The 25,285-nt window shown below is 68.7% G+C and carries 24 protein-coding genes; 8 read left to right on the forward strand and 16 right to left on the reverse strand.

Annotated features, from left to right (window positions below; translation table 11 throughout):
- Positions 1-43 precede the first annotated feature (43 nt).
- From ACFV15_RS25110 to ACFV15_RS25145, 8 genes are read right to left on the reverse strand one after another with little or no spacing between them, the layout of a single operon-like run.
- Positions 44-694 carry a GntR family transcriptional regulator gene (locus tag ACFV15_RS25110; protein ID WP_378353033.1) on the reverse strand — a complete coding sequence of 217 codons (651 nt, stop codon included), beginning with the start codon at positions 692-694 and terminating at the stop codon, positions 44-46.
- Between the two features lie 29 nt (positions 695-723).
- Positions 724-4,899 carry a GDSL-type esterase/lipase family protein gene (locus ACFV15_RS25115; RefSeq protein ID WP_378353034.1) on the reverse strand — a complete coding sequence of 1,392 codons (4,176 nt, stop codon included), beginning with the start codon at positions 4,897-4,899 and terminating at the stop codon, positions 724-726.
- 11 nt (positions 4,900-4,910) lie between these two features.
- Positions 4,911-6,584: an aldehyde ferredoxin oxidoreductase C-terminal domain-containing protein gene (locus ACFV15_RS25120; protein WP_378353035.1), complete on the reverse strand. Its 1,674-nt coding sequence runs from the start codon at positions 6,582-6,584 to the stop codon at positions 4,911-4,913.
- Entirely contained in the window at positions 6,581-8,032 is a 1,452-nt protein-coding gene (locus ACFV15_RS25125; protein ID WP_378353036.1) for a sugar ABC transporter ATP-binding protein, read from the reverse strand. Before ACFV15_RS25125 ends, ACFV15_RS25120 begins: the two co-directional genes overlap by 4 nt.
- A complete protein-coding gene (locus tag ACFV15_RS25130; protein WP_378353037.1) occupies positions 8,029-8,940 on the reverse strand; it encodes an ABC transporter permease in 912 nt (303 codons plus the stop codon). The genes ACFV15_RS25125 and ACFV15_RS25130 overlap by 4 nt, the downstream gene beginning before the upstream one ends.
- Positions 8,937-9,956: an ABC transporter permease gene (locus tag ACFV15_RS25135; protein ID WP_378353038.1), complete on the reverse strand. Its 1,020-nt coding sequence runs from the start codon at positions 9,954-9,956 to the stop codon at positions 8,937-8,939. Before ACFV15_RS25135 ends, ACFV15_RS25130 begins: the two co-directional genes overlap by 4 nt.
- On the reverse strand, positions 9,953-11,041 hold the full coding sequence (locus tag ACFV15_RS25140) for a mandelate racemase/muconate lactonizing enzyme family protein (protein WP_378353039.1): 1,089 nt from the start codon (positions 11,039-11,041) through the stop codon (positions 9,953-9,955). The genes ACFV15_RS25135 and ACFV15_RS25140 overlap by 4 nt, the downstream gene beginning before the upstream one ends.
- Positions 11,038-12,081, reverse strand: a complete 1,044-nt coding sequence (locus ACFV15_RS25145) for a sugar ABC transporter substrate-binding protein (RefSeq protein ID WP_378353040.1) — start codon at positions 12,079-12,081, stop codon at positions 11,038-11,040. Before ACFV15_RS25145 ends, ACFV15_RS25140 begins: the two co-directional genes overlap by 4 nt.
- 252 nt (positions 12,082-12,333) lie before the next feature.
- On the opposite strand from ACFV15_RS25145, the gene ACFV15_RS25150 reads away from it, so the two are divergent.
- From ACFV15_RS25150 to ACFV15_RS25160, 3 genes are all read left to right on the forward strand, one after another.
- Positions 12,334-14,637, forward strand: a complete 2,304-nt coding sequence (locus ACFV15_RS25150) for a glycoside hydrolase N-terminal domain-containing protein (RefSeq protein WP_378353041.1) — start codon at positions 12,334-12,336, stop codon at positions 14,635-14,637.
- Positions 14,638-14,646: 9 nt separating this feature from the next.
- Positions 14,647-16,575 carry an NPCBM/NEW2 domain-containing protein gene (locus ACFV15_RS25155; protein WP_378353042.1) on the forward strand — a complete coding sequence of 643 codons (1,929 nt, stop codon included), beginning with the start codon at positions 14,647-14,649 and terminating at the stop codon, positions 16,573-16,575.
- Positions 16,576-16,677: 102 nt separating this feature from the next.
- Complete coding sequence (locus ACFV15_RS25160; RefSeq protein WP_378353043.1) at positions 16,678-17,088, forward strand: hypothetical protein; 411 nt, start codon at positions 16,678-16,680, stop codon at positions 17,086-17,088.
- A 139-nt stretch (positions 17,089-17,227) separates the two neighbouring features.
- On the opposite strand, the gene ACFV15_RS25165 is transcribed toward ACFV15_RS25160, so the two are convergent.
- Genes ACFV15_RS25165 through ACFV15_RS25180 form a run of 4 tightly spaced genes read right to left on the reverse strand, consistent with a single transcriptional unit; the run spans position 17,228 to position 19,115 of the window.
- Positions 17,228-17,674: an NUDIX domain-containing protein gene (locus tag ACFV15_RS25165; protein WP_378353044.1), complete on the reverse strand. Its 447-nt coding sequence runs from the start codon at positions 17,672-17,674 to the stop codon at positions 17,228-17,230.
- A 22-nt stretch (positions 17,675-17,696) separates the two neighbouring features.
- The gene (locus tag ACFV15_RS25170) at positions 17,697-18,335 is read right to left on the reverse strand and encodes a DUF899 domain-containing protein (protein ID WP_378353045.1); all 639 of its coding nucleotides are present in this window, start codon (positions 18,333-18,335) and stop codon (positions 17,697-17,699) included.
- Entirely contained in the window at positions 18,332-18,781 is a 450-nt protein-coding gene (locus ACFV15_RS25175; protein ID WP_378353046.1) for an SRPBCC domain-containing protein, read from the reverse strand. The genes ACFV15_RS25170 and ACFV15_RS25175 overlap by 4 nt, the downstream gene beginning before the upstream one ends.
- On the reverse strand, positions 18,774-19,115 hold the full coding sequence (locus ACFV15_RS25180) for an ArsR/SmtB family transcription factor (protein WP_378353047.1): 342 nt from the start codon (positions 19,113-19,115) through the stop codon (positions 18,774-18,776). Before ACFV15_RS25180 ends, ACFV15_RS25175 begins: the two co-directional genes overlap by 8 nt.
- A gap of 206 nt (positions 19,116-19,321) precedes the next feature.
- Here ACFV15_RS25180 and ACFV15_RS25185 point away from each other — a divergent pair, with 206 nt between their 5' ends.
- The 4 genes from ACFV15_RS25185 to ACFV15_RS25200 all read left to right on the forward strand — a co-directional run bounded on the left by ACFV15_RS25185 (position 19,322) and on the right by ACFV15_RS25200 (position 20,965).
- Positions 19,322-19,573, forward strand: a complete 252-nt coding sequence (locus tag ACFV15_RS25185; protein ID WP_378353048.1) for a WhiB family transcriptional regulator — start codon at positions 19,322-19,324, stop codon at positions 19,571-19,573.
- Positions 19,574-19,653: 80 nt separating this feature from the next.
- Positions 19,654-19,905: a glutaredoxin family protein gene (locus ACFV15_RS25190; RefSeq protein WP_378353049.1), complete on the forward strand. Its 252-nt coding sequence runs from the start codon at positions 19,654-19,656 to the stop codon at positions 19,903-19,905.
- On the forward strand, positions 19,902-20,099 hold the full coding sequence (locus ACFV15_RS25195; RefSeq protein ID WP_378353050.1) for a ferrous iron transport protein A: 198 nt from the start codon (positions 19,902-19,904) through the stop codon (positions 20,097-20,099). Before ACFV15_RS25190 ends, ACFV15_RS25195 begins: the two co-directional genes overlap by 4 nt.
- Positions 20,096-20,965 (forward strand): spermidine synthase, encoded by an 870-nt coding sequence (locus tag ACFV15_RS25200; protein WP_378353051.1) that lies wholly within the window; start codon positions 20,096-20,098, stop codon positions 20,963-20,965. The genes ACFV15_RS25195 and ACFV15_RS25200 overlap by 4 nt, the downstream gene beginning before the upstream one ends.
- 168 nt (positions 20,966-21,133) lie before the next feature.
- On the opposite strand, the gene ACFV15_RS25205 is transcribed toward ACFV15_RS25200, so the two are convergent.
- The 3 genes from ACFV15_RS25205 to ACFV15_RS25215 form a co-directional block, all read right to left on the reverse strand.
- The gene (locus ACFV15_RS25205) at positions 21,134-22,093 is read right to left on the reverse strand and encodes a ribose-phosphate diphosphokinase (protein ID WP_378353052.1); all 960 of its coding nucleotides are present in this window, start codon (positions 22,091-22,093) and stop codon (positions 21,134-21,136) included.
- A gap of 16 nt (positions 22,094-22,109) precedes the next feature.
- A complete protein-coding gene (locus tag ACFV15_RS25210) occupies positions 22,110-22,328 on the reverse strand; it encodes a hypothetical protein (RefSeq protein ID WP_378353053.1) in 219 nt (72 codons plus the stop codon).
- A 256-nt stretch (positions 22,329-22,584) separates the two neighbouring features.
- Complete coding sequence (locus ACFV15_RS25215) at positions 22,585-22,995, reverse strand: SSI family serine proteinase inhibitor (protein ID WP_378353054.1); 411 nt, start codon at positions 22,993-22,995, stop codon at positions 22,585-22,587.
- 172 nt (positions 22,996-23,167) lie between these two features.
- Between ACFV15_RS25215 and ACFV15_RS25220 the strand changes: the two genes are divergently transcribed.
- Positions 23,168-24,301: a helix-turn-helix domain-containing protein gene (locus tag ACFV15_RS25220; RefSeq protein ID WP_378353055.1), complete on the forward strand. Its 1,134-nt coding sequence runs from the start codon at positions 23,168-23,170 to the stop codon at positions 24,299-24,301.
- Here ACFV15_RS25220 and ACFV15_RS25225 read toward each other — a convergent pair.
- Positions 24,290-25,261 (reverse strand): LacI family DNA-binding transcriptional regulator, encoded by a 972-nt coding sequence (locus ACFV15_RS25225; RefSeq protein WP_378353056.1) that lies wholly within the window; start codon positions 25,259-25,261, stop codon positions 24,290-24,292. The two genes, ACFV15_RS25220 and ACFV15_RS25225, sit on opposite strands and share 12 nt — an antisense overlap.
- Between the last annotated feature and the right edge of the window lie 24 nt (positions 25,262-25,285).

A 25,285-nucleotide genomic window follows, 5' to 3' on the forward strand; every position in this document is an offset into this window, starting at 1 on the left:
CAGTCGCCGGTTAGAACCGGCCGTACCACTCACGACCCCCGTGTCAGAGGCGGGCCAGGATGCGGTCGCGGGCCGTTTCGAGGTGGTGCTTCATCGCGTCCATGGCGGCTTCGGGGCGGCGGGCGATCAAGGCTTCGGCGATGGCGTGGTGTTCGTCGATGGTCTGCTCGCCGAAGGGCTGGTTGTACGACAGGCGGAAGAAGTGCAGGTGACAGTGGGTACGGGTGATCGCCTGCTCGACCGCCTCGTTGCCGGCGATGTGGAGGATCAACTGGTGGAGGCGGGCGTCGTGGGCGGTGAGGGCCTTGTAACCCTCGTAGTTGCCGCTGGACGGCGCCGCCGGGCAGGTCAGTAGTTCGTCTCGCAAGGCCGAAGCCAGCGGCTCGGTCATCTTGGCCGCGGCCTTGCCGGCGGCTTGGGGTTCGAGCAGGAGGCGGAGTTCGTACAGGTCTGCTATCTCCTGGGGGGTCAGCAGCTCTGTGGCCCGGTAGCCGCGCAACGGCAGGCGCGAGACCAGGCCTTCCGACTCCAGGCGCGCCAGTGCCTCGCGGACGGGGGTGCCGGACACCTGCAGCTCCCGGGCGACCTCGTCGATGTTGACGCGGTCGCCCGGCGAGATGCCGTGGTTCATGATGAGCGCGCGGATCTGCTCGTAGACGCTGTCGGCGAGCACCTGCCTGCTCGGCAATTCCATGAACCCAGTATATCGTGCATGATCCACGATCACAGCGTGGCTAGGTCGATCGCCGCCGCCATAGCCGAGTTGCCCGCGTCGGAGGGATGCAGCTTGTCCTCCGCCGAGTATTCCGGCTTCATCCGCAAAGGATCCTGCGGGTCGGCGATGGCGGCGGCGAAGTCGACGACGCCGTCGAAGATGCCGCTGGTGCGGATGAACTCGTTGACCGCCGTGCGGGTGGCCTCCAGGCCGGTGTCCCAGCCCCACCAGCCCTTGAACGGAGTGATGGTCGCGCCGATCACGCGGATCCCCTTGGCGTGCAGGCGATCCACCAGCGCACGGTAACCCGCGGCGAACTTGGCAGGGTCGTTCTGGCGCGGATCCTGGAGCATGTCGTTGATGCCCTCCAGCAGGATCACCGTGCGCACGGCCGTGCGATCAAGTACGTCATCGTCCACACGCGACAGTCCACTTCGGCCATACGCGAGCTCGCCGCCGTCGAGCAGGAGTCGGTTCGCGCTGATGCCGGAGTTCAGGACGCCGAAGCGCTGGCCCAGCCGGTCCGCGAGATAGTCCGGCCAGCGGTGATTGGCGCTCGAGGTCGAGTAGCCGCCGTCGGTGATCGAGTCGCCGAACGCCAGCACGCTCGCGTGGGCCGACGAGCCTCGGACGTCGATTTCCTTGACGTAGAACCAAGATCCGATCTGCCAGCCGAACGCGGCACCGGACACGTCGCCGACATGATCGCCCGCTCCCGCGAACGAGGTCTGGCTCGCGGCCGGGTGATACGTCGACGGGCCGGAGGACGGCGTGTACGTGGTCACCAGCAGGTCGCCGTCCGCGGGCACCGCGAAGTCCAGCGGATCACTGCGCACGTCCTGACCAGCGGGAACGGTCACCGTGTCACGGCCTGCGAAGGTCAGCCGGCGCACCGAGCCCGGCACGGCGTCGGCGGTCTGCGCAGCTCGTAACGCGACGCTGGCGCTCAGCACCAGCGGCGAGGTGCCGAACTTGTTGCTCAAAGTGACCCGCGCCGACGTCCCGGCCACGCTCGTGTGCACGATGTTGCGCACTGACTGCCCGGCCCGCGGCTCACCGCCCCCCGCGGGCGCCGTACCCCAGGTCCCGACCCAGCCTTCGTCGGCGACCGGGGTACCGAACACCTGAACCTCGGCCAACGACAAGTAGTCACGGCGAGCGAGCTGCACCATCACGTAGCGCCCGGTCACCGACATCGGCACCGAGGCGGAACCGCTCAGCCGCTGCGACCACACGCCAGGACGCGCGGCCTGCTGCTCCGGGGTCAGCGTGGTGTCGAACGGGTTCGCCGACACGAACAGCCAATAGTCGTTGAGCCGCTCGGAACAGCAATCCGTGCGGTTCCAGACGTTGACCGTGCTCACCGGCCCGGCCGCGCCCAGGTCGACCTGCCACCACGAGTGCGCGTCGAGATCGGTGTGACTCACGGAGTTGTAGCCGAACACCCCATTGGAATCACCGTCGACCACGCGCGACGCGAGGCCGCCCCACGCGTCCGACGACTGCGTGGCGATCTTGCCCAGCGCGAGGTCCGGGCTGCCCGCCAGCCCGACGGAGAAGATGTGCAGCTTAGGCGAATCCGGGAGCCGCACGGTCTTGACGGTCTTGTGCGGATCCAGCTTCACCCCGGCGTAGAACACGTGCACCGGCCGGTTGTCGCGGCCGCCAGGCCCATTGCGGTACGGCATGCTCACCACTGGGACCACCGACGGCGTGCCCTCCCAGTTCGGGCTGCCGATCGTGAAGTCCTGGCCGCTGCCGTCCGTGTACCGCACGCTGCCCGTGCCTTGCGTGTCCGGCGAACCCGAGGTGCTGGCCAGCAGGAACCCGAGCGTGTCGGAAGCACCGCTCACCCCGGCGACCTGGCCACGCGAGATCGCGTTGTCCGGCGAACCGGTCGGCCAGGTGAACTTGATGCCGTGTGACGAGATCAGCGCACCCGGGGTCACGCCTTTCGCCGCCAACGCCTCGGCCGAGTAGCTGTAGCCGTACCCGTCGACGTTGCCGCGCGAGGTGTCGCCGTCCGGCGTGATGCCCACGTTGTCGAACCGCGTGCTCAGCCCGGCGCACAGCGAGGACGCCACGGCCGAACTCGTTCCGGCAGCGGTGCTCACGGTGACCGTGCCACCTCCGGGCGAGGAAACCGTCAGGTGATTGGGCGAGACATAAGCCGCTGAGACGCGCTTGCCGCCGACGGTCACCGCCGCGTCCGGGGTGAAGCCGGAACCCGAAAGCAGCAGGTCACCCGTGCAGGACGGCGAAACCAGCACGAGCACCGGCGGACGAGAGGTCGTCAGGTCACGGAAGGCCGGTTCCAGCCCGGCGCCGGCCAGCACGGCGGCCGGAATCTCGCCCGCCTGCGGGTTCGGCGAGATCAGCCGGTTGCCGCCCAGGTCTTCGAGGCCGACCGGCGCGGGTGCGCAGGGGAACGAGTTGAGCGGGCCGACGTGGTAGTTGTCCTTGAGCCGCACGTGTCCCGTGGTCGAGCAGCCGCCGTTGAAGCCGCCGCCGTCGTCGTACTGGACGTTGCCGGCGATGGTGACGTAGTCGCCGCCTTCGTCGTTGTAGACGGTGTTCGCGGTCTTCTTCCCGCTGAAGTTGACGTTCCCGGCGACCGTCAGCCCGTGCTCGTAGCTCGTGCCCTGCGGCCCGTTGGTGTAGACGGCGCCGCCGTCGTAGCGGACGAGCATGTCCCGGTAGACGAGGTTGTTCGAGATCGTGTTGTCCGCGTTGATGTTCGGGTTCTCGCCGGGGAACGCCGAGTTGGTGCGCCAGCCTCCCCAGCCCGAGGAGATGCCGGTGTACGGCACGTCGCCGATCTCATTGTGCACAATGGACGTTCCGCGCGAGTAGCCGTTGACGATCGCGGGCGCGCCGGTGAACTCGACGCCGGTGTGGTGCAGGAGGTTGTTCCGGATCGTGTTCCCGGTCGCGATCTCCGCGTCGGTGGCGGGCCGGGGGTCGTCGACCGCGCCGAGCAGGATGCCGATCCCCGAGACATCGGTGACGACGTTGCCCTCGATCACGTCACGCTGAACCCCGTGCTGCAGGCCGAGCCCGGCGCCGCCGAGGTGGGTGAAGGTGTTGCGCACGAACGAAACGTTCCGCGTGCCGGTGAGGTCGACCGCCGCGTCCGGCCGCGTCCACGACGCGAACGGGCAGGTTCCCTTGGGCACCGAGTACTCGCAGAGGCCTTGGCTCTTGGACGCGCCCGGCCCGGTGAGCGTGAAGTTGGCCTGCATCTCGGCGAACCCGTCATCGCCGCTCGGCCGCAGCCAGGTCGCGTACGCGAACTCGATGCCTTCGAACGTCACATCGTGCAACGGCGCCGCGGCCGAGGTAGACGTCCGCACGAGCTGCTCCAGCTTGGGCGCGACGAAGTGCATCGACCGCACGTTCTCGCCGGGCTTCGGCTGGTAGTAGACGACGTGCTGGGCATCGTCGAGGTACCACTCCCCCGGGCTGAGCAGTTCGAACGCGTTCTCGACGCGCGTCGGCACGGCATCGGACGGATAGGTCGGGAACCCGCCTGCCGGATTGTCACCGTACGGGCCGCGCGGCTGGTCGGCGAGCTTCATGTTGTCCCAGCACGGCTGCCGCATCATGACGGCCGAGCCCTGGATCGTCGCGACGCCGCACCTGGGTTCGCTCCACGAACCATGTCCGTCACCGAGCACGAACTCGATCGAGGACGGATTGCGCCACGACGCCATCGCCGGGCTGTCGAAACCGGCCGTCGTCTGCTTCATCGCGACCTCGCCCTGTGCGCGCGGGAGCCTGATCCCGTCGGCGTAGAGCTGGCGTGTGCGCAGGTCCGCGGGCACACGCGCGCTCCACAGGCCACCCGACTCGCGCCAGCCCGTGACCGGGATCCCGCCGCTGAACACGGGTTTCTGGCCCGGCGCGGCCTGCCAGCGCACCCCGGAGTCCTCGGGTCCGAACACGAGCGGTGCGCGCAACGAATAGGTGCCGCCCGCGAGCCGGACGACGACTTCGGCGTACCGCGCAAGCTGGCGGGCCTGGTGCTGAGCGGTGGTCACCGAGCACGGCAGCATGGCCGAGCACAGCTGCCCGACCCCGTTCGGCGCCGCGTAGACGACGATCTGCCGTGGTGCGGCCACGGCGGGCGTCGCGAAGGCCAAGCACGCGATGGCCAGTAAGGCACCCAGTCTGCGCAAGAACACGGTCGTTCCCTTCATAGCCAGCCGAGCAGGGCGGACAGCCGCGTGACCGCGGCTTCGAAGACTTCGGGATCGAGGACGGCACCGGCATGCCGCCCGCTGTCGATGGGTCGCGTGAAGAACCGCCGCGGCAGCGTGTCGAGCGCGGGGCGCAGGCCTTCACGCAGGTTGTAGTGGCGCATCAACGCGAGCCGTCGGCGTCCCTGCGAACGCAGCTCGGCGGGCGTGATCGGCCAGCCGGTGACCGCGGCGAGCAACGAGGCGGCGGAGTCCTCGTCGAGGTTGCGGGTGGGTGGCGCGGCGAACAGGCAGAGCCCGGCCGCGTCGTAGCCGCTCCACAGTTCCATCAGGTCGGCGACGAGATCCACTTTGGACTCGGTCAGCGCCGTCATCGGCTCGCCGGGCAGGAACCCGTCGACCGGGTCGAAGTCGATGTCGTGCTCGACGGCGTCGTAGCGCGGCCCGAGCGGATGCACCGCGTACGCCAGCCCGAGTCCCTGGCACCCGCGAGGGTCGAACGCCGGAAGCTCGATTCCCTTGCTGTGCATGGCGAACGGTTCGAACCCGAGCAGCCGTGACGCACGTGCGACACCCATGGCCAGCACGTCATCACCTTGGATGATCTTCGACGCCAACGCCGTCAACGCGTCCGCGTCGCCGAACCTCGGCCCCGTGAGCAGTGCTTCCTGCGCGAGTTCGCACCGGAACGCGAGCACGCCCGCCAGCGAAACCGGATCCACGCCCAGCCGGTGGCACCAGGCGTTGAGTTCGAGCACGGTGTCGAGGTCCTCGATCGCGAGGTTCCCCGCGAACGCGGCCACCGCCTCCTGGTGCAGTGTGTGCCCGTCGAACGACTTGAGGCAGTCCTGCGGGCAGCCGGGACAACCACCCGACGACCTGCTCAGGCGGGCTTGGTAGGCCTCCGGGGTGAACCCCGCCAGGTTCACCCCGGAGGTGCTGTGGTTGCGGACGCCGAGATAGCCGTCGAGCCCGCTCGCGGGCCACGCGCCGAATCCCGGATCCGCTTTTTGGCTCAGCGTCAACGGATTCGCGCTGATACCGGCCTGGTAGTCGCCCGTGATCCTGGCGACCGCGGCCGGATCGGCGAACTCGGCAGGGGAACCACCCGTCACCACGACGGCTTTCAGGAGCTTGGCTCCCAGCATCGCACCGAGTCCCATGCGCGCCGCCGGATGCGAGTAGTCCGCGACGACGCTCGCGAACCGCACGAGGTTCTCCCCCGCCGGTCCGATCGCCGCCACGTGCGCGCCGAGACCGTGCCGCTCGAGCAGGCGGTCGGTCGTCTCCGTGGTGTCGGCGCCCCACAGATCGGCCGCGTCGAGCACCCGCGCCGAGCCGGGGCCGAGCAGCAGATAGCTCGGGCGCGGCGCACGGCCGGTGATCGACACGGCCGTGCGCCCGAGGTCGGCCAGCGCGGGCCCGAACGGTCCCTCGACCCGGCTCTCGCCGATGCCTCCGGTCGACGGCGACCGCGCGACCAGCGAAAACCGGTCCAGCGCGAGCGCACGCCGTCCCGAGAACCCGGCGACGAACACCACCGGCTGATCGGCATGCCAGACAGGCAACGATGGCACGGCGAGCAGTTCTTCGACAGCGAGGAATCGCCGCCGATCCACCTGTTCGACGTGGCAGGCGCCGGTGCCGACGTCGACCCGCAGCAGGGTCACAGCTCGGCCCCGGCATGGATGTGCCCCATCACGGCCTGGCTGGTCCGCGGGTAGTCATGGTCGTTGACGACCTCGCCGCACACCGCGAAATCGCGCATCACGAAGATCCGGTCGGCCAAAGTGACCATCTCGACCAGATCGCTGGTGATCAGCAGCACCGCCAGCCCGTCGGCGGCGAGTTGCCAGATCAGCTCGTGGAACGCCGCCTTGGTCCGCAGGTCGATGCCGACGGTCGGCTCGTCGATGATCAGGATCTCGGTCTCGGCCGCCAGCCATTTCGCGAGGCTGACCTTCTGCTGATTGCCACCGGAAAGATCACCGACCGCGCGATCCACCGACGACAGCCGGATGCCAAGCCTGTCGACATAGCGCGCCGCGAGTTCACGCTCGGCGCGCGCGGAAACGCCCAGGCGCCGCGACAACCGGTCCCACACGGGCACCGCGATATTGCGCGCGATCGACTGCTCCAGGAACAACCCCTCGTGCTTGCGGTCCTCGGGCACATACCCGATGCGATGCCGCCGCAGCGCGTCCCGCACGCCGCGGATCCGAGTCGCCTTCCCCCGCACCCGCACGGAGCCGGAAGTCACGGATGCCAGTCCCAGCAACGACTTCGCGAGTTCAGTACGACCGGCGCCGACCAGGCCGTAGAGCCCGACGATCTCGCCACGCCGCACGGTCAGCGAGACGTCATGGTGTCCGAGAGCGGTGCTCACGGCGTCCAGTTCGAGCATGGGCTCGGCGGGTTCGGCGCGGGCCGGGAAGTCGAGCACCGTATGTTCGCGGCCGACCATCGCGGTGATCAGATCGGCCCGTGACACCGAGGCCAGCGGGACGGATTCGAGCACCGAGACGCCGTCGCGCAGCACGGTGACCGTGTCGCACAGGTCGTACACCTCTTCGAGCTTGTGGCTGACGAACAGCACCGCCGTGCCCGCGTCGCGCAGCCGCCGCACGACCGTGAACAGCCGCTCGACCTCGCTCGGCGTGCTCGCCGTCGTCGGCTCGTCCAGCAGCAGGACACCCGCGCCGAGCGAAAGCGCTTTGGCGACTTCGATCAGCTGGAGCTGGGAAACCGGCAGGCCACGCACCGGCCGGTCCGGGTCGAGGTCGAGGCCGACGAGGTCAAGGCACCGCACCGCTTCCGCGCGCGCGGCGGCCCGGTCGAGCAGCCCGCGCTTCGACGGCGGGCGCCACAGCATGATGTTCTCCGCGATCGAGAAGCCGGGCACGAGGTTGCGCTCCTGATGGACGACCGCGATCTCGCCGTCGACCTCGAGCCGTCCGGCGTCGGGTTTGTACACCCCGGTCAGGATCTTGATCAGCGTCGACTTCCCGGCGCCGTTCTCGCCGAGCAGCGCGTGCACCGAACCCGGCTCGATCCGCAGGTTCGCGCCGTCGAGCGCCTTGACGCCGGGGAACGCCTTGACCAGCCCTTCCGCCTTCATAGCGCCACCCGTCGCCGCTGGGTCAGCAGCACCGTGCCGAGCACGACCGCGCCGACCACGAAACTCACCCAGCTCGGATCGAGCGAGAACTGCGCACGCGCGACGTCGACCAGCCGGACGATGAACGCCGCCAGCACCGTGCCCGTCACCGAGACCGCGCCACCGGCCAGCGCCGTGCCGCCGATGATCGGCGCGGCGAAGCTGGCGAGCAGCCAGTCACCACCGATGCTCTGGTTCACGCCGGGCGCGGTCGCCAGCGTGACGACCGCGGCCGCGCCGACCAGCAGCCCGGACAACCCGTGCGCCAGCACCAGCGACCGGTCGTTGGAGATCCCGGAAAGCTTGGCGGCCAAGGGATTCCCGCCGCTGGCGAGCATCCGGCGCCCGGCGACGGCGTGCCGCAGGAACCCGGCGACCGCCCCGGCGACGAGCAGTACCAGCAGGAGCACGACCGGGATGTGGAAGATCGCGAGCGAGCCGAACGCGCGCAGCGGATAGTCCGACACCGTCGCGGTGCCGACGACCTGGTACTGCAACCCGGTCAGCATGGTCATCGTGGCGAGCGTGACGATGAACCCGTTGATCCTGGTCAGCACGACGAGCACCCCGTTGAGCACGCCGACGGCCGCGCCCAGCGCGAGCGCGCCGAGCACGGTCAGCCAGGCGGGCACGCCGAGACCGGCCATCGCCCGTCCGCCCGCGACGGCGACGAACCCGCCGAGCGCGCCGACGGACAGGTTCATCTGGCCGACGGCCAGCGCGACCATCTGCGCGAGCCCGATCAGGATCGGCACCGCGAGGTAGACGAGCATGGTCTGCAGCGACGGCCCGGCCAGCAGCGAGCCGCCGGAAGCGACGGCCAGCGCGGCGAAACCGGCGAGCGCGACCGCGGGCAGTGAGTACTTCATCGGCGCACCGCCCGTCGCTCACCGACGACATGCCGGATCCGGTCCAGCGACAACGCGGCCAGCAGGATCGCGCCCAGCGACAGCGACAAGCTTTCGACGCTCGCGCCGAGCATCGTCAGGCCCTGCCGGATGACCTGCGTCAACGAGGTGCCGAGGAAGGTGCCGAGAATCGACACGGCCCCGCCGGTCAGCAGCGTCCCGCCGAGCACCGGCCCGAGGAACGACGGCAGCATGAACTCCGAGCCGATCCCGGCGGTGAACGAGCCGCCGGTCACCGCGAGCAGGAACCCGGCCAGCGCGGCGAGCGCGCCCGAAAGCGCGTGCGCGCCGACGATCCGGCGTGGCACATCGATCCCGGACAGTTCCGCCGCGACCGGGTTCGTGCCGACCATCAGCATCTCCCTGCCGGCGCGAGCCCGCCGGAACAAATAGCCGACCAGGCCCATCGCGATCAGCGCGAACACGAACAGTTGCGGCACCGCGCCGGACCCGCACAGGTCGCCGACACAGACATCCGCGAACGAGTACTGCCGCAGCTCGGCCATCCCGGCAGGCTTGGTGACGAACGCGGCCGAGGTCGTGACTTCCGAGTACACCAAGGAAATGAGCCCGAGCAGCGCGAAGTCCATCGCGAGCGTGACGACGAACGAGTTGACCCCGGAGGTCGTGATGATCAACCCGGTCAGCGCGCCGATCGCGGCGCCGGCGATCAGCCCGAGCGCCAGCCCGGCGTAGAGCGGGAGGTGCCAGTTGTCGTACGCGAGGCCCATGAACATCGCGCCGAACGCGGCCATCCGCCCGACCGCGATGTTGAGATGCCCGATCGAGAGCACCGCGAGCTGCGCCAGCCCGACCACCGTCAGCGTCGTGATGTCGCGCAGCAGCGGGAAAAGCACGAACCGCTCGTCGAAGAAGCCCGCGCGCAGTGAGCCGAAGACGAGCACCAGCAGCACGATCAGCGCGACCAGTCCGGTGCGTTGATCGGCCAGCACCCGCTTCGGCGCGAGCACGGTCATGCGACGCGCCGATCGTCCATGGAGTCGCGGTCCCACGCGATGCCGAGACCCGGTGTCTCGGGCGCGACCGCGTGCCCGTCCACGACGGCCATCTCGGCGGTCGTGATGGCGCGCAGCTGCGGGATGTGCTCGACGTAGCGGCCGTTCGGGATGGCCGCGGCGAGGCTGACGTGCAGTTCCATCAGGAAATGCGGGCAGACCTCGACGTTGAACGCCTCGGCCAGGTGCGCGACCTTGAGCCACGGGGTGACCCCGCCGATCCTGGCCACGTCGACCTGGATGATCGACGCCGCGCCGCGTTCGAGGTACTCGCGGAACTGCGCGATCGAGTACATCGACTCGCCGACCGCGATCGGGATGCTGGTCGAGCGGGCGAGCCGCGCGTGCCCGCTGACGTCGTCGGCGGGCAGCGGCTCCTCGAGCCAGAACAGGTCCACGCCCGCGAACGCCTCGGCGCGGCGGATCGCTTCGGCGCAGGTCATCGACTGATTGGCGTCGACCATGAGATCGAACCTCGGCCCGACGGCCTCGCGGATGGCGCGCAGCCGTTCCAGGTCCTCGCCCGCGGTCGGCTTGCCGATCTTGACCTTGATACCGCCCCAGCCGGCGTCGACGGCGGCCTTGGCGCCGAGCACCAGCTCGTCGACGCTCAGGTGCAGCCAGCCGGTTTCGGTGTCGTACAAGGGAATTCGTGGCTGGAATCCGCCCGCGACGCGCCACAGCGGTTCGGCGGCGCGCAGGCATCGCAGGTCCCACAACGCGGTGTCGACGGCCGCCAGCGCGAGCGAGGTGATCGCGCCGACCGTGGTCGAGCGGGTCGACGCGAACAGCTCGCGCCAGATCGACTCGACCAGCCGGGCGTCGCGGCCGATCAGCCGGGGAAGGAGGTTGTCGTTGAGCAGGGCGAGCACAGCGGTGCCGCCGGTGCCGATCGTGTAGGCATAGCCGAGGCCGGTCGCGCCGTCGTCGGTGTGAAGCTCGACGAAAACGGTCTCCTGCTTGAGAAACGCCTGCACCGCGTCGGTTCGCGTGCGCTCGACCTCGACGTCCACGAGGAACGCCGCTGCCTTGACTATCGCCGTCACCGGGTCTCCTTGCAGGTCAGCAGCTGGTCGAACTGGGTGGTGAGCTGGGCGGTCTTGGCCTGGCGTTCGGCGTCGAACGTCGCGACCGTGGCGGCGGTGACCACGAACGAACCCGAGTCGACGGTGACGCCGGACTGCTTGAGCGTGCAGGCGCCGGTCGCGAGCTTGGTCAGCACCTGGGTGCCGACATAGGCCTGACCAGCGGCGTTCTGCGCGACCGTGGCCGCGACCGAGCCGTCGCGGATACCGGCGAGCGTCTCGGGTGCATCGTCGATCGCGACCACCTTGACCGGCAGGCCGGAGGCCTTGACGCCGGCCGACGCGGCGACGGCCGGGTTGTACGCGGTGGTGACGATGCCCTGGATGTCCTTGCCGTGCGCGGAAAGCAGGTCGGACACGGCCTTCTGCGCCGACTGCAGGTCCTTGTCGACGTCGGTGATCGTGGTCAGCAGCGTGACCCCGGTTTCCTCGACGGCCTTGCGCACGCCGGCGATCCGGCGCTGGGTGTTGGAGTCGACGTTGTTGCCGGTGAGATGCACGAGGGTGCCCTTGCCGCCCATCGCCTCGATGGCCGCCTTCGCCGCCTTGTACGCGGCGTCGCCGACGTCGGTCGACAGGCAGAAATCGGCGTCGACCTTGTCACCGGCCGGGCAGGAGCCCAGCGAGGCGACGGTGGCGCCGCGTGCTTTCAGGTCGCTGAAGGTGCTGTTGATGTCCGTCGGGGACACCCCGAAGACGCCGAACGCCGTGTATCCCTGCGAGGACAACGCGTTGAGCACGCCGTTCTGCTTCGCCTGGTCCCACTGGCTCGTCTCGTCGAAGGTGACCGCGCCGAGCCCGAAGTCGGTCTTGGCCCGCTGGCCAGCGGGTTTCCAGTCCTGGAAGTAGGCGTGCGGGCCGCCGGGCACGAGTGCGACCTTGACCGAATCGGCCGGTTTGGCCGGGCCGGGCGCGGAGGCGGTGGTGTTCGCGCCCCGTGTGCTGCAGGACGCGGTGAGGCCGAGCAGCAGGACCGCCACGGCGAGTTTGCGGGTCGGCATCGTTGCCTCGCAGAATCGTATAGGATCTTTGATGTGTGATTCTTACGCCGCTCGCGTCGCGGCGTCAACCGCCGATCTCGCGAGAGATCCAGCAAGACATCTGATCTATCAAGGCAGTCGATCAATCATTAGTCTGATTTTTGGCGCTACAGAACGGTTTTATCCGTTCGCGGGTTGACACTATCGAAACATAGGTCGTACGTTTCGGCGAGTGTCCGCCCTCCTGTGTTGAACCCGCCGAACGGACCCTTGATGACCAACTCACGCCGTAACTTCCTCAAGCTGACCGGCGCGGGCCTCGCGCTCAGCGGGCTCCGCCCGTTCGAAGCCCACGCCGAACCCGCCAGACCCGAAGACGTCGACCTGGTGCCGAACGACCAGGCCAGCACGCTCTGGTACCCGTCGCCCGCGACGGAAGCGAAGATCATGGAACAGGCGCTGCCCGTCGGGAACGGCAGGCTCGGCGCGCTCACCGGTGGCGATCCGGCAAACGATTTCCTCTATCTCGCCGACGCCTCGCTCTGGTCGGGCGACGCCAACGACGCGTTGCAGGACGACGGCCAGTTCCCTTACGAGACAACGAAATTCGGCACATTCAGCGTGCTGGCCAAGCTCCGGATCAAGATACCGGCGCACGCCAATTTCACCGGCTACCGCAGGCAGCTCGACCTGAGCAACGGCGTCGTGTCGGCGAGTTACACCGTCAACGGCACCCGGTTCACCCGCGAGGTCTACGCGAGCCACCCCGATGACGTAGTGATCGTCCGGCTCAGTGGCGGTCCGCAATCGGGCACCATCACGCTGGAGGGCACGCACGGTGAGACGGTCGCCGACGCGTCGTTCGCCGCGTCCCTCCCGAATGGACTGAAGTACGCGGCCGTCGTCACCGCGACCGGCTCCGGCAAGGTCGCGGTCAAGGGCGCCGACGTCACCTTCACCGACTGCCGTGACCTGCTGATCGTGTTCAGCGGCGGCACGAACTACGCGGCCGACGCCGCCAAGGGTTTCCGCACGGCCGGTGATCCGCTGACCATCGCCAAGACCAAGGCACGCACCGCGGCAGCGGCGAACGCGTCGGCGCTGCTCGCCACGCACGTCAAGGACTACCAGTCGCTCTACAACCGGCAGACGATCGACCTCGGCCGGTCGACCCGGACGCAACGCTCGCTCGACTCGTGGTCGCGCATCGCCGTCCGCTACACCTCCGGCCAGCCCGACCCGGAGCTGGAAGCGAGCTACCTGCAGTTCGGCCGGTACCTGACGATCACGTCGTCACGCGACAGCCTGCCGATCAACCTGCAGGGTCTCTGGCTGCACACCAACAACCCGGACTGGATGGCGGACTACCACACCGACATCAATGTCCAGATGAACTACTGGCTCGCCGACCGCGCGGGGCTTTCGCCGTGTTTCGACGCTTTCGCCGACTACTGCGTCTCGCAGCTCAGCTCGTGGTCTTCGGTCACGCAGAAGCTCTTCAACGATCCGCGCAACCGCTTCCGCAACACCACCGGCAAGATCGCGGGCTGGGCCGTCGCGTTCTCGACGAACACCCACGGCGGGCTCGGCTGGTGGTGGCATCCCGGCGGCAACGCGTGGCTGTGCAACTCGCTGTGGCAGCACTACGAGTTCACCCAGGACCGCGCGTACCTGAGCAAGATCTACCCGCTGCTCAAGGGTGCCTGCGAGTTCTGGGAATCACGGCTGATCACGATGACCGTGAACGGACGCGAGGTGCTCGTCGACGACAACGACTGGTCACCCGAGCACGGCCCGCAGGACGCCAAGGGCATCACGTACGCGCAGGAGATCGTCTGGGACCTGTTCCAGAGTTTCCGCGCTGCCACGGCGGTCCTCGGGGTCGACGGGGCGTACGCGGCCACGATCAAGGGCCTGCAGGACCGGCTCTACCTGCCCGAGGTCAGCCCGAAGACCGGGTGGCTGCAGGAGTGGATGAGCCAGGACAACCTCGGCGAGACCACGCATCGGCACCTCTCGCCGCTGGTCGGTTTCTTCCCCGGTGACCGGATCGCCGCGGACACGTCTCCCCCTGCGCTGCTCGACGGCGTGCGGAACCTGCTGATCGCGCGCGGCATGGAGAGCTACGGCTGGTCGTGCTCATGGCGCGCGCTGTGCTGGGCGCGGCTCAAGGACGCCGACCGGGCGTACCAGTCGGTGCTCAACGTGATGCGGCCGTCGATCAACATGGGCAATGGGACCGCGCCGAACTTCTTCGACATGTACGCCAACGGCGACCACATGCTGTTCCAGATCGACGCCAACCTCGGCGCGCCGTCGGCGATGCTGGAGATGCTCGTCTACTCGCGGCCCGGCGTGATCGAACTGCTGCCCGCGCTGCCTTCCGCGTGGGCGTCGGGCAAGGTCACCGGCGTCGGCGCGCGCGGCGGGTTCACCGTCGACGTCGCCTGGACCGGCGGGAAGGTCACCCGCGCGACCATCCGCAGCGTCGGCGGGACCAAGACCGAGCTGCGCGCGGGCTCCTGGCGCCGCACCCTCACGCTGCGCGCCGGCGAATCCGTCACCATCACCCTTTAAGGAGCTTTCATGCGCCGATTATTGGCGTTCTTGGTCGCTTTGTCGGCTTTCACCGTGGTACCGGCCGCCGAGGCGAGCGGCGGGCTCGCGTCGCCGCCGATGGGCTGGAACAGCTGGAACGCGTTCCACTGCGACATCAACGAGCAGAAGATCCGCACCGCGGCCGACGTACTGGTCAGCTCCGGCATGCGCGACGCCGGGTACGAGTACGTGAACATCGACGACTGCTGGGCCGAGTCGCAGCGCAACGTCATGGGCGACCTGGAAGCGAACCGCAAGACGTTCCCCAGCGGCATGAAGGCACTCGCCGACTACGTGCACTCGAAGGGCCTGAAGCTCGGGATCTACACCAGCGCCGGCACCCGTACCTGCGCGGACACCATGCCGGGCGGACTCGACCACGAGGCCGTCGACGCGCGGACGTTCGCCGCGTGGGGCGTCGATTACCTCAAGTACGACAACTGCAACACCCAGGGCCGACCGGCGAGCGAGCGGTACAAGGCGATGGGTGACGCGCTCAAGGCGACGGGCCGCGACATCGTCTACGCGCTCTGCGAATGGGGCGAGAACAAGCCGTGGCTGTGGGGCCGGACGGTCGGCGCGCAGCTGTGGCGGACGACGCTCGACATCGCCGACAGCTGGGACAGCATGACCGACATCCTCGACAAGCAGGTCGGGCTGGAGGCGTACTCGGGGCCGGGTGGCTGGAACGACCCGGACATGCTCGAAGTCGGCAACGGCGGCATGACCGACACGGAGTACCGCGCGCACTTCGCGTTGTGGTCGATCTTGAACGCGCCGCTGATCGCGGGCAACGACCTCGGCGCGATGACACCCGAGACGCGGCGCATTCTGCTCAACCGCGACCTGATCGCGGTCAACCAGGACTGGGGCGGCAAGCAGGGGCACAAGATTCGCGACGACGGCGACGCCGAGGTCTGGGCGAAGCCGATGTCCGACGGCTCGGCCGCCGTGCTGCTGCTCAACCGCGCCAGCGCGACCAGGACGGTTTCCACGGACGCCGCCGCGCTCGGCCTGCGGTCCCGTGACTACCGGGTCCGGGACCTGTGGACCGGCGCCGAGACGTCCAGTGCCGGGGTCGTGCGGGCGAGCGTGCCTGGTCACGGGGCTTCGGTGTTCCGGGTGTGGCCCTCGCGCGGTGTCTTGGCGCCGCACACAACTTTGTCGCTCGACGCACCGGAACTCTCAGGCAAGGGCGAGCCGCTGAAGACCACGGTCACGCTGTACAACGACGGCACGACCCCGGTGGCCGGCGCGCGCGTGCGCTTCGCGGTGCCCGCGGGCTGGACGGCCGATGGTTCGACGGAAGCGTCCGTGCCGGTGGTGTTGCCGGGTAAGTCGTGGCAGCGGACCTTGACGTTGAGGCCGTCCGCGCAGGTTCCGGCGACCGTTTCGCCCAGTGTGTCCGCGGAGTACTGGTCCGTCGGCGGGCGCGGGTCGCTGACGACGAACACCTCGACCACGCTGGCCACGGCACCGGACGCGGGCATCACCTCACTGTCCACAGTGGACTGGGTGAGCGCGTCCAACGGCTGGGGCCCGGTCGAGCGGAACATGAGCAACGGCGAGCAGGCGCAGGGCGACGGCCACCAGATGCGCATCGGCACCGCCGTCTACGACGACGGCCTCGGCGTGCACGCGAGTTCGCACGTGCGGTTCTACCTGGGCGGGAAATGCCGGACGCTGACGTCACTGGTCGGCGTCGACCTGGAGGCCAACGGCGGCAGCGTCAAGTTCGAGGTCATCGGCGACGGCAAGTCACTGGCGGCTTCGAACGTCGTGAAGTTCCGCGAAGAAGCTCGGCCACTGCAAGCGGATGTCACCGGTGTGCGCGCTTTGGATCTCGTGGTGACCGACGGCGGCGACGGGTCCACTTCGGACCACGGCGACTGGGCGAACCTCAAGGTGGTGTGCTGACGCTCGACCGGGTTGGCCGATTGCGCGAATCTCGGTAACTTGGGAACTTAGAGGGACCGAGATTTGTGTTTCCACTGGGCGAATCGACTGTCCACTGTGGAGGTGAGACCCACGGCCAACGAGGTTGAAGAGCTGCGGCCAGGGTTCGGCGTGACGTGGCGCGGGTACGACAGGCAAGAGGTCCAGTCGTACCTGCGCTGCGTCGAAACCGAGCTCCGGCTCCTGACCGCCGAGCGGGAAGCCGCCCGCGCCTACGCGTCCGACGTCACCAGAACCCTGGAGGCGGTCGCCGAGGAGAACCGGGACCTCCGCGCCCGCGTCGACCGAATATCCCGCTCCCCCATCGAACCCGACGGCCTGGCCGAACGCCTCGGCCGCATGGTCGAACTCGCCAAAGAAGAATCGCTCGAGCTGATTCGCGAGGCCACCGAAGAGGCCGCGGCCACCCGAGAACGCGTAGCCGCCCAGCTCCGCGAAGCCCAAGCCCACCTAGCATCGCTAGCCCAGCCCTGACCCGTACACCAACCGCGGACACGCGTGCAGGAAACGCGGACACGCGTGCACAGAGAGCAAGTTAGGCCTTGAAGATCAACTTGCTCTCTGCGTACGCGTGTCCGCTGCTCCTGCACGCGTGTCCGCGATCTGTGCGCGGTCAGGCGAGGGCGGCCAGGCGGTCCAGGAAGGGGTGCTGGGACTTGAAGAGCTTGGTGCGGGCGTCGGCCAGGGAAAACCAGGCCACGCGGTCAAGCTCGGGGAACTCCTGTGTCTTGCCGGAGCGGGGCGGCCACTCCATCGAGAAGGTTCCGGGCACGACCTGGGCCGGGTCGAGGTCGGCTTCCACTGCCCAGATCGTCACGAGCTTGCCGCCCGACTGCTTGACCTCGCCTAAAGGCACCAGGTCGCCGGAAGGGACCGGGAGGCCGAGTTCCTCCGTGAACTCGCGGCGAGCGGCGGCTTCGGGGATTTCGTCGGGTTCGTACTCGCCCTTGGGGATGGACCAGGCGCCGTCGTCCTTCTTCGCGTAGAACGGGCCGCCCATGTGACCGAGCAAGACCTCGCGGTGGGAACGGTGGAGCAGAATGCCGGCGCTGCGTTTCATGTCCGGCATTCTGCACCGGCGCTCAGTACTCGTCGTGAGGGCGCCACCAGTAGCCGGGGCCGTCGTCGCCTCGGCTTTCCTCTTCCCATGCCTCCTGGCGGCCGAGCGGCGTCAGGTCGATGTAGCGCAGGGTCGACAGCAGCTGGTCGCCGCCGCGGCCGGTCGTGAAGTACGTGCGGTAGACCTTGTCGCCTTCACGCAGGAAGACGCTCACGCCGAAGCTCTCGACACCGCAGTCGTCGGTGAAGGTGCTGCCCAGCGCGGAGTACCACGGGACGGTCCACTCCATGCGCTTCTTCATCGCGTCGATCTCGTCGACCGTGGCCATCGAGGTGACCACGCGCGAGATGTCGCGGTTGTGGAGCGGCTCCTGGCGGCCCATGGTGTCGACCACGAACGAACAGCCGGGGCACGGGCCCGCCGACGTGAACGGCATGAAGTGGTAGACGATCAGCTGACGCCTGCCCTCGAACAGGTCGAGGAGCGTGACCTTGCCGTCCGGGCCCTCGAAGACGTAACCGGCGTCCCACTCGACCATCGGCAGCCTGCGGCGCTCCGCGGCTAGCGCGTCCTGCGCCTTGGTGAGCGCCTTTTCCTTCACCAGCAGCGCGTCACGGGCTTCCTGCCATTCTTCGGCGGAAACGACTTGCGGCATTTTCATCCCCGTTCACTTGTGAGCGACGCCAGTCGCTCGAACGTCTCCGTCCAGCCGCCCTCGTGCTCGTCGCGGCTCGCGGTGGTCGGGAATCCGACCTGGGTGAAACTCATCTTCGTTTTACCGCCGACATCATCGAACACGATGGTGACCAGCGATTCTTCGATCGTGCCCTGCACCTCGATACCCCAGGTGAAAACGAGCCGCTCCGGTTCCGCGACCTCGCGGTACAGGCCACCCGTGTGCGCCTCGAAACCATCCGAGTCGCGGACCATGCACGCCCGCCACTCACCACCCGGCCGGAGGTCGACGCGGATGGAGTCGAGCGGGGTGGTCATCCCGTGCGGCCCGAACCAGCGGGTGAGCTGCGCGGGATCGGTCCACGCGCGGAACACCAGGTCCCTCGGCGCGTCGAAGATCCGGGTAATCTCGAGCCGGAGGGTGTCATCCATCCGCTTTCCCTTTCTGGATCGCCCGCAGGTGGTCGTCCAGCCGGTCGAAACTGCCGTCCCAGAACATGCGGTACCTCTCCAGCCAGCTCGCGGCCGCCCCGAGCGGGCCCGCTTCCAGACGGCACGGCCGCCATTGCGCCTCGCGTCCCCTGGTGATGAGCCCGGCTCGTTCGAGCACCTTCAAATGCTTCGAGATGGCCGGAAGGCTCATCTCGAACGGCTCCGCCAGCTCGGTCACCGACGCCTCGCCACCCGCCAGGCGCGCGAGCATCGCGCGGCGCGTCGGGTCGGCGAGCGCCGAAAAGATGCCGCTGAGCTGGTCTGACTCTGCCACCGTCACACTTAACCACCTAGTTAATTAACCACTAGGTTCACTATAGCGCCGCGCGGTGCCCCGTCAAGCCCTCGGAATAACCAGAAGCCGGGAAGGGTTGTCATATGCGATCCTCAGTACCCGGCCACTCGGCAGGGGAAAACACACCAAGACAAATCGCGTTGCGGGTTTCCGCGCGCGCGAGAAATTTCGAGGAGGCGTTGACCATGCCCAAGGACTACATCGACTGGCGCGAGAACGCCGCCTGCCGCGACATCGAACCCGAGCTGTTCTTCCCGGTTTCCGAACTGGGCCCCGGCGCTCGCCAGGTCGCGCAGGCGAAGGCCGTGTGCGGGGCGTGCCCGGTGCGCGCGCAGTGCCTGGACTACGCGCTCGACAACGGGCTCACCTCCGGCATCTTCGGCGGCACCACCGAGGCCGAACGCCGGAACCTGCTCCGCCGCAGCCGCGCCGCCTGAACCGCCGGGGACCTCACACAACGAGGCCCCCGGCCGGTGTCAACTTCGTTCCCTGTCATCGGGTAAGTAAGCTGGAACATATGATCACCGTGCGCAGATTGACCGTTTACGGCACCAGCTGGTGCCCCGACGTGAAGCGCAGCCGCGCATTGCTGGACGCCGGTGAGGTCGAGTACGACTACATCGATGTCGAAGCGGACGAAGCCGCCGAACAGGCCGTCAAGGAACTCCAGGGCGGCAACCGGAAGATCCCGACACTGGTCTGGCCCGACGGCACGCACCTCGTCGAGCCCACCGACCCCGAGCTGACCGCGCATCTGGAAGGCCGGTGAAGCTCGGCTTCGCGCTGGGCACCAGGGTGGTCGTGCGGTACCGCGTCGAAGGTGGGTTCACCGACGCACTCGGGTACCTGCGCGCGCTCGACGACACCACGTGTGAGGTCGAGACCAAGCGTGGCGTGTCGAGCATCGCGCTCGACGACATCGTGGCCGCGAAGGCCGTCCCGCCACCTCCGGCCCGCCGATGAACAGGCGCGAGCCGCGAACCCGTACCGGGCCGTCAGACCCGCAGCCCGGTCAGTACCCGGTGCGGTTCGGCACGGCCGAGCTGCTGCGTGACTGGGACCGCGACAACGCCTGGCTGCTCAGCGTCGACGGGGTCGCACAGTCCTATGTGGACCTCGACGATCCCGGGCATCTCGAGTTCGACTACGTACGCCGCATGGGCGACGTCGTCGACTCGCTGCCGCCAGGCCCGGTGGAGGCCGTGCACGTCGGCGGCGGCGCCTGCACGCTCCCCCGCTACATCGCCTTCACCAAGCCCGGCTCACGCCAGCTCGTGTTCGACGCCGACGACCGCCTCGTCGAGCTCGTCCGCGAACAACTCGACTTGCGCGGCGTGGCCGCGCTCAAGGTCAGGGTCTGCGACGGCCGCGACGGCGTCGCGACCAGGCGCGACAACTCGGCCGACCTGCTGGTGGTCGACGCCTATCAGCGCGCCGAGATGCCGGGCGGGCTCGCGACCGCCGAGTTCCTGCGTGACACCGCGCGGGTGCTGCGGCCGTCCGGGACGCTCCTGGTCAACATCTCCGACGGCCAGGGCCTCAAGTTCGCCAGGCGGGTGATGGCGACCGTCGCCTCGGTGTACCCGCACGTCCTGCTGCTCGCCGACCCCGGCGTCCTGCGCGGCAGGCGCTTCGGCAACCTGGTGCTCGCCGCGTCGAAACACGAGCTCCCGGTCGAGACGGTCGCGCGCCGCGCCGCGTCCGCCGTGTTCCCCGCGCGCTGTGTGAGCGGCACCGAACTGGAGAAACTGTTCGGCCGCGCGGAGATCTTCACCGACGAGACGCCGGTCGTCACCCCGCTGCCGCCGAACAACGCGCTCGGCCTCTAGCCAAGCTGTGAAGGGAGCCTTCACACAGCCCAGCGGGTCAAACTAGGCCCTCACATCGCCGCCAGATCAGACAAAAGCGACATCAATTGGCAAAAAGTCGCAACGTTAGTCCTTTGTGGACGCGTGTCGTCCGGCTGGGCACGCCGGCGTTCGCCGGAGAACCATGCCTCAGCGCGCGAAAAGGCCTTCGACCGAGTCGTCGTCGAACACGGCCTGGATGGCGTCGGCGAGCAGTGGCGCGATCGGCAGCACAGTGAGCTGCGGGAACCGCGAGCTGTCCGGGATCGGCACGGTGTCGGTGAGCACGACCTCCTTGATGCCGCACGCCGCGATCCGCTGCGCCGCGTCACCCGAGAGCACGGCGTGGGTCGCGGTGGTGACGACCTCGGTCGCGCCCTCGGCGAGCAGCAGCTTGGTCGCGCCGGTGACCGTGGCGCCGGTGTCGATCATGTCGTCGACCACCACGCAGAGCCTGCCCTCGACGTCGCCGACGACGGTGTGAATGCCCTTGTGCTCGCCTTCGAGGGTGTCGCGGCGCTGGATGATGGCCATCGGCGCGTCCAGCAGCTCGGCCCAGGTCTCGGCGAGCCGCACGCGGCCGGAGTCGGGGGCGACGACCGTGAAGTCCGCGCCCGCGTAGCGCGCGAGGATGTGCTCGGCGAGCATCGGCTGTGCCCGGAGGTGATCGACGGGGCCGTCGAAGAAGCCCTGGCCCTGCGCGGTGTGCAGGTCGACGGTCATGATCCGGTCCGCGCCCGCGGTGGCGAGCATGTCCGCGACCAGGCGGGCGGTGATCGGCTCGCGGCCGTAGTGCTTCTTGTCCTGGCGGGAGTACGGGTAGAACGGCAGCAGCACGGTGACCCGCTTCGCGCTGGCCCGCTTGAGCGCGTCGAGCATGATCAGGTGCTGCAGCAGCCACGTGTTGATCGGCCTGGTCTCGGTCTGCAGCACGAACGCGTCGCAGCCGCGGACCGACCGGTCGAAGCGGACGAAGCTCTCCCCGTTGGCGAACGTGTGCTCGGTCTGCGGGGTGATCGACACGCCGAGCTCGCTCGCGATCTCCTTGGCGAGCACCGGGTGCGAGCCGCCGGAGAAGAACATCATGCGCTTGGTCACGGTCGCCGTCATGATGGCGAGGTTAGTCTCAGGCGGCGACCAGCGGTTCCAGCAGGGCCGATCCGACCTCGGTCAGCTCGGCGGTGACCCACAACTCGCCTGGTCTCGGCCGTCCGGGCCGGACGTAGCCGCTGCGCACCAGCTCATGCGCGACGATCTGGTCACAGCAGAGCAGCCCGTCGATCCGCATATCGGGCTCGCAGCTGCACGTGATCTCCGCACGCCCGGCCGCCACCGCCCGCAACATCGCCCTGCCCCTGCTGGACAAGGTCCCCGGTAATCGCGTCTGTCCCATCCTGAACACCCGCCTTCACTGCCCATTGTGGTCTGGCTCACAACGATGCCGCGCCGACACGCCGAGCGGGACCGGCGAATTCCCCGGTCTTGCGACCAGGGTCATCCCTTATGCCGGGGTCAGGGAAGGGCAGCGCGGGCTCTGCCCCAGCTTTCCCTGTGGACGGGGCCGGCGGCGGTCCCTGCAGCCATCCGCCGGCCCCGTCATCTCAGAAGGCGAACACCGCGCCCGTCTCCGCGCGCATGACGCAGGTGTTCGCGAAGGTTTCGGTCATGCCGGTCCGCTTGCCGTGCCACCAGCCCTGCTCGGACACGGTCACCGGCGCATAGATCATCGGACAGTGGCGGTCGTCCGTGGCCACGGCTCTGACGTCACCGTTCGCATATTCGAGATCGGCGCAGGCGGCGGCCGCCAGCGGGTGCGTGCCGCCGGTGGGTGAACACTCGAGCACGCGGTAGCGGTCCACCACCGTGCTCAGGTGCGGCATGCTGACGGTGAGCAACAGCACCGACCGTGTCGGGACCAGTTCGTCCGCTTGGGCGCTCGGCGCGGCCGAGACGGCCATCGCCGCGCACGCCGCGGCGATGCCGATCGCGTAGGAACGCCTGATACGGCCCATGATGAAGACTCCTCACAACGTCGGAAACAATGCTCGGCCAACGCTAGAACCGTTGACGCACAATGGGTTCACTGCTGTGAACGATCGTGAACATTCACTCGTTCGCCAGCCGGGAGCGGCATTCGGACCGGCTACGCTGATCACCGCCGTCCACATCCTGAGAGGTTTTTCCGTGAGCAGCAGCACTTTTCCAGCCGACGTCGGGCACCGGATCAGGAAAGCCCGCCGAATACGGGGGTTGAGCCTGCGTACCACGGCCGAACTCGCCGGGTTCTCCCCCGGTTTTCTTTCCATGGTGGAAAACGGCACGCGCACACTGGACAGACTGAGCCACATCAGTGCGCTCGCCGACGCGCTGCGCGTCGCGCCGGGCGACCTGCTCGGCACCAGCCTTCCGTCCACTTCGCCACACTGGGACACCGCGGTGCGGGAGCTTCGGATCACGTTGCTGGCGGCTTCGTCTTCCGTTCGCCCGAACGAAACCTCGCCGGAACTCACCCGCGCGGTCGACGACGCGTCCTACCTGATGAACCACGGCGAGTACCTGATCCTGTTGCAGCGCTTGCCTTCGCTCGTCGACCGCTGCACGGATCTACGCCAGCTACTCCGGTTGTACCACAGTGTCTGCGTCCCGATGCTGCTCGACATCGGCCTGCTCGACCTGGCCGCCTTTGTCGTCGAACTCGCCCGCACGCATGCCGAAGTGCTCGGCGACCCGGTCGAGGACGCGGTGAACACGTTGTGGCGCAGCAAAACCTGCACGCGCGCGGGCGCGTGGACCGACGCAGCCGCAATGGCCGAACGCGCGCTCGCCGAGCTCTCCGGTTCACCGGCCGTCCGAGGCAGGCTCCATCTCGCCGCCGCACAGGCGGAAGTCCATTTCGATCACACGACCGCCTTCAGCCATCTGGCCGAAGCCGACCGGCTCGCGCGGTCCGCCGCGCCGGAAGCGTCGGCCGCGTTGCCGTTCACGCCCGCGCTGGTCCATTTCCACCGGATGCTGCGGCTGTACGACGTCGGGCGGTTCGATCAGATCATCGCGGCCGCGGACGCCCCGCATGACGTCACGAACCGGATGTACGCGGCGGGGATTCAGTTGATGGTCGGCTGTTCCTACGCGAGGGTCAGCGGGCAGGCCACGCGCGCGGTGACGCATCTGCAACGGGCGGAACGCATCGCGCCGCTCCCGACGCGGGTCGACGTGCACACCCGCCAAGCCGTTTCCTCACTGCTCAGCGCGTCGCCCGGCGGCAGCACCGCCCGCGAACTCCGCGGCATCGCCCACCGGATCGGGTTACGGGCGTAGCGTCGACTCGCGGACGACCAGTTCCGGCTTGTACACCACGGACTTGTGCTCATGCTGGCCCTCGCCCGAGGTCTCCGCGATCAGCAGCTCCGCCGCCGTCCGGCCCAGCCTGGCCGCGGGCTGGCGGACCGAGGTGAGCGGAACCGCGGCGGCCGCGGCGAATTCGATGTCGTCGTAGCCGACGATCGCCATCTCGTCGGGGACACGGACACCGGCGGCGACCATCGCCTGCAGCACCCCGAGCGCGAGCAGGTCGTTGGCGCAGAAGACCGCCGTGGGCCGCGGGGTGAACGCGAGCAGCCTCGCGCCAGCGTCACGTCCTGAAGCGACGTCGAGACCACCCGCGGCCAAGACGATCGGGTCGGGCAGTACAGAGCGCACCCCTTGCTCGCGATCGAGGCATTGGGCGAGCACCGCGGGACCGTTGACGAACGCGATGCGCCGATGGCCGCGGTCGAGCAGATGCCGCGCGGCGAGCGCGCCGCCCGCGACGTCGTCGACGGAGACCGAGCAGGCACCGGGCACCAAACGATCCACGAACACGTACGGGATCCCGTTGCGCCGCAAGCCGTCCACCGAGGCGTCGGTGACCGGGCTCAGCAGCACGCCGCGGACGCGTTGCTCCGCGAGCATGGCGAGGTAGGCCGTCTCGCGGTCGACACGCTGGCCGCTGTTGCAGGTGATGACGTTCAGGTCGGCCTCGTAGGCCGCCTCTTCGGCGCCGCGGGCGACATCGATGAAGAACGGGTTGGCCAGGTCCAGCACGAGCAACGCGAGCGTGCGGCTGCGGCCCGCGCGCAGTTGCCTGGCGGACTCGTCGCGGACGTAGCCGAGTTCTTCGATGACCGTCTGCACGCGCACGCGCGTCTCCGGCGAGACCACATGGGGGCGGTTGACGACGTTCGAGACCGTGCCGATCGACACGCCCGCCCGGCGGGCGACGTCTTTGATACCGACCATCCGACCTCACCCTTGCCGTGTGCC

Origin of the sequence: Amycolatopsis sp. NPDC059657 (assembly GCF_042734395.1) — a bacterium.
In the GTDB taxonomy this organism is placed as follows: Bacteria; Actinomycetota; Actinomycetes; order Mycobacteriales; family Pseudonocardiaceae; genus Amycolatopsis.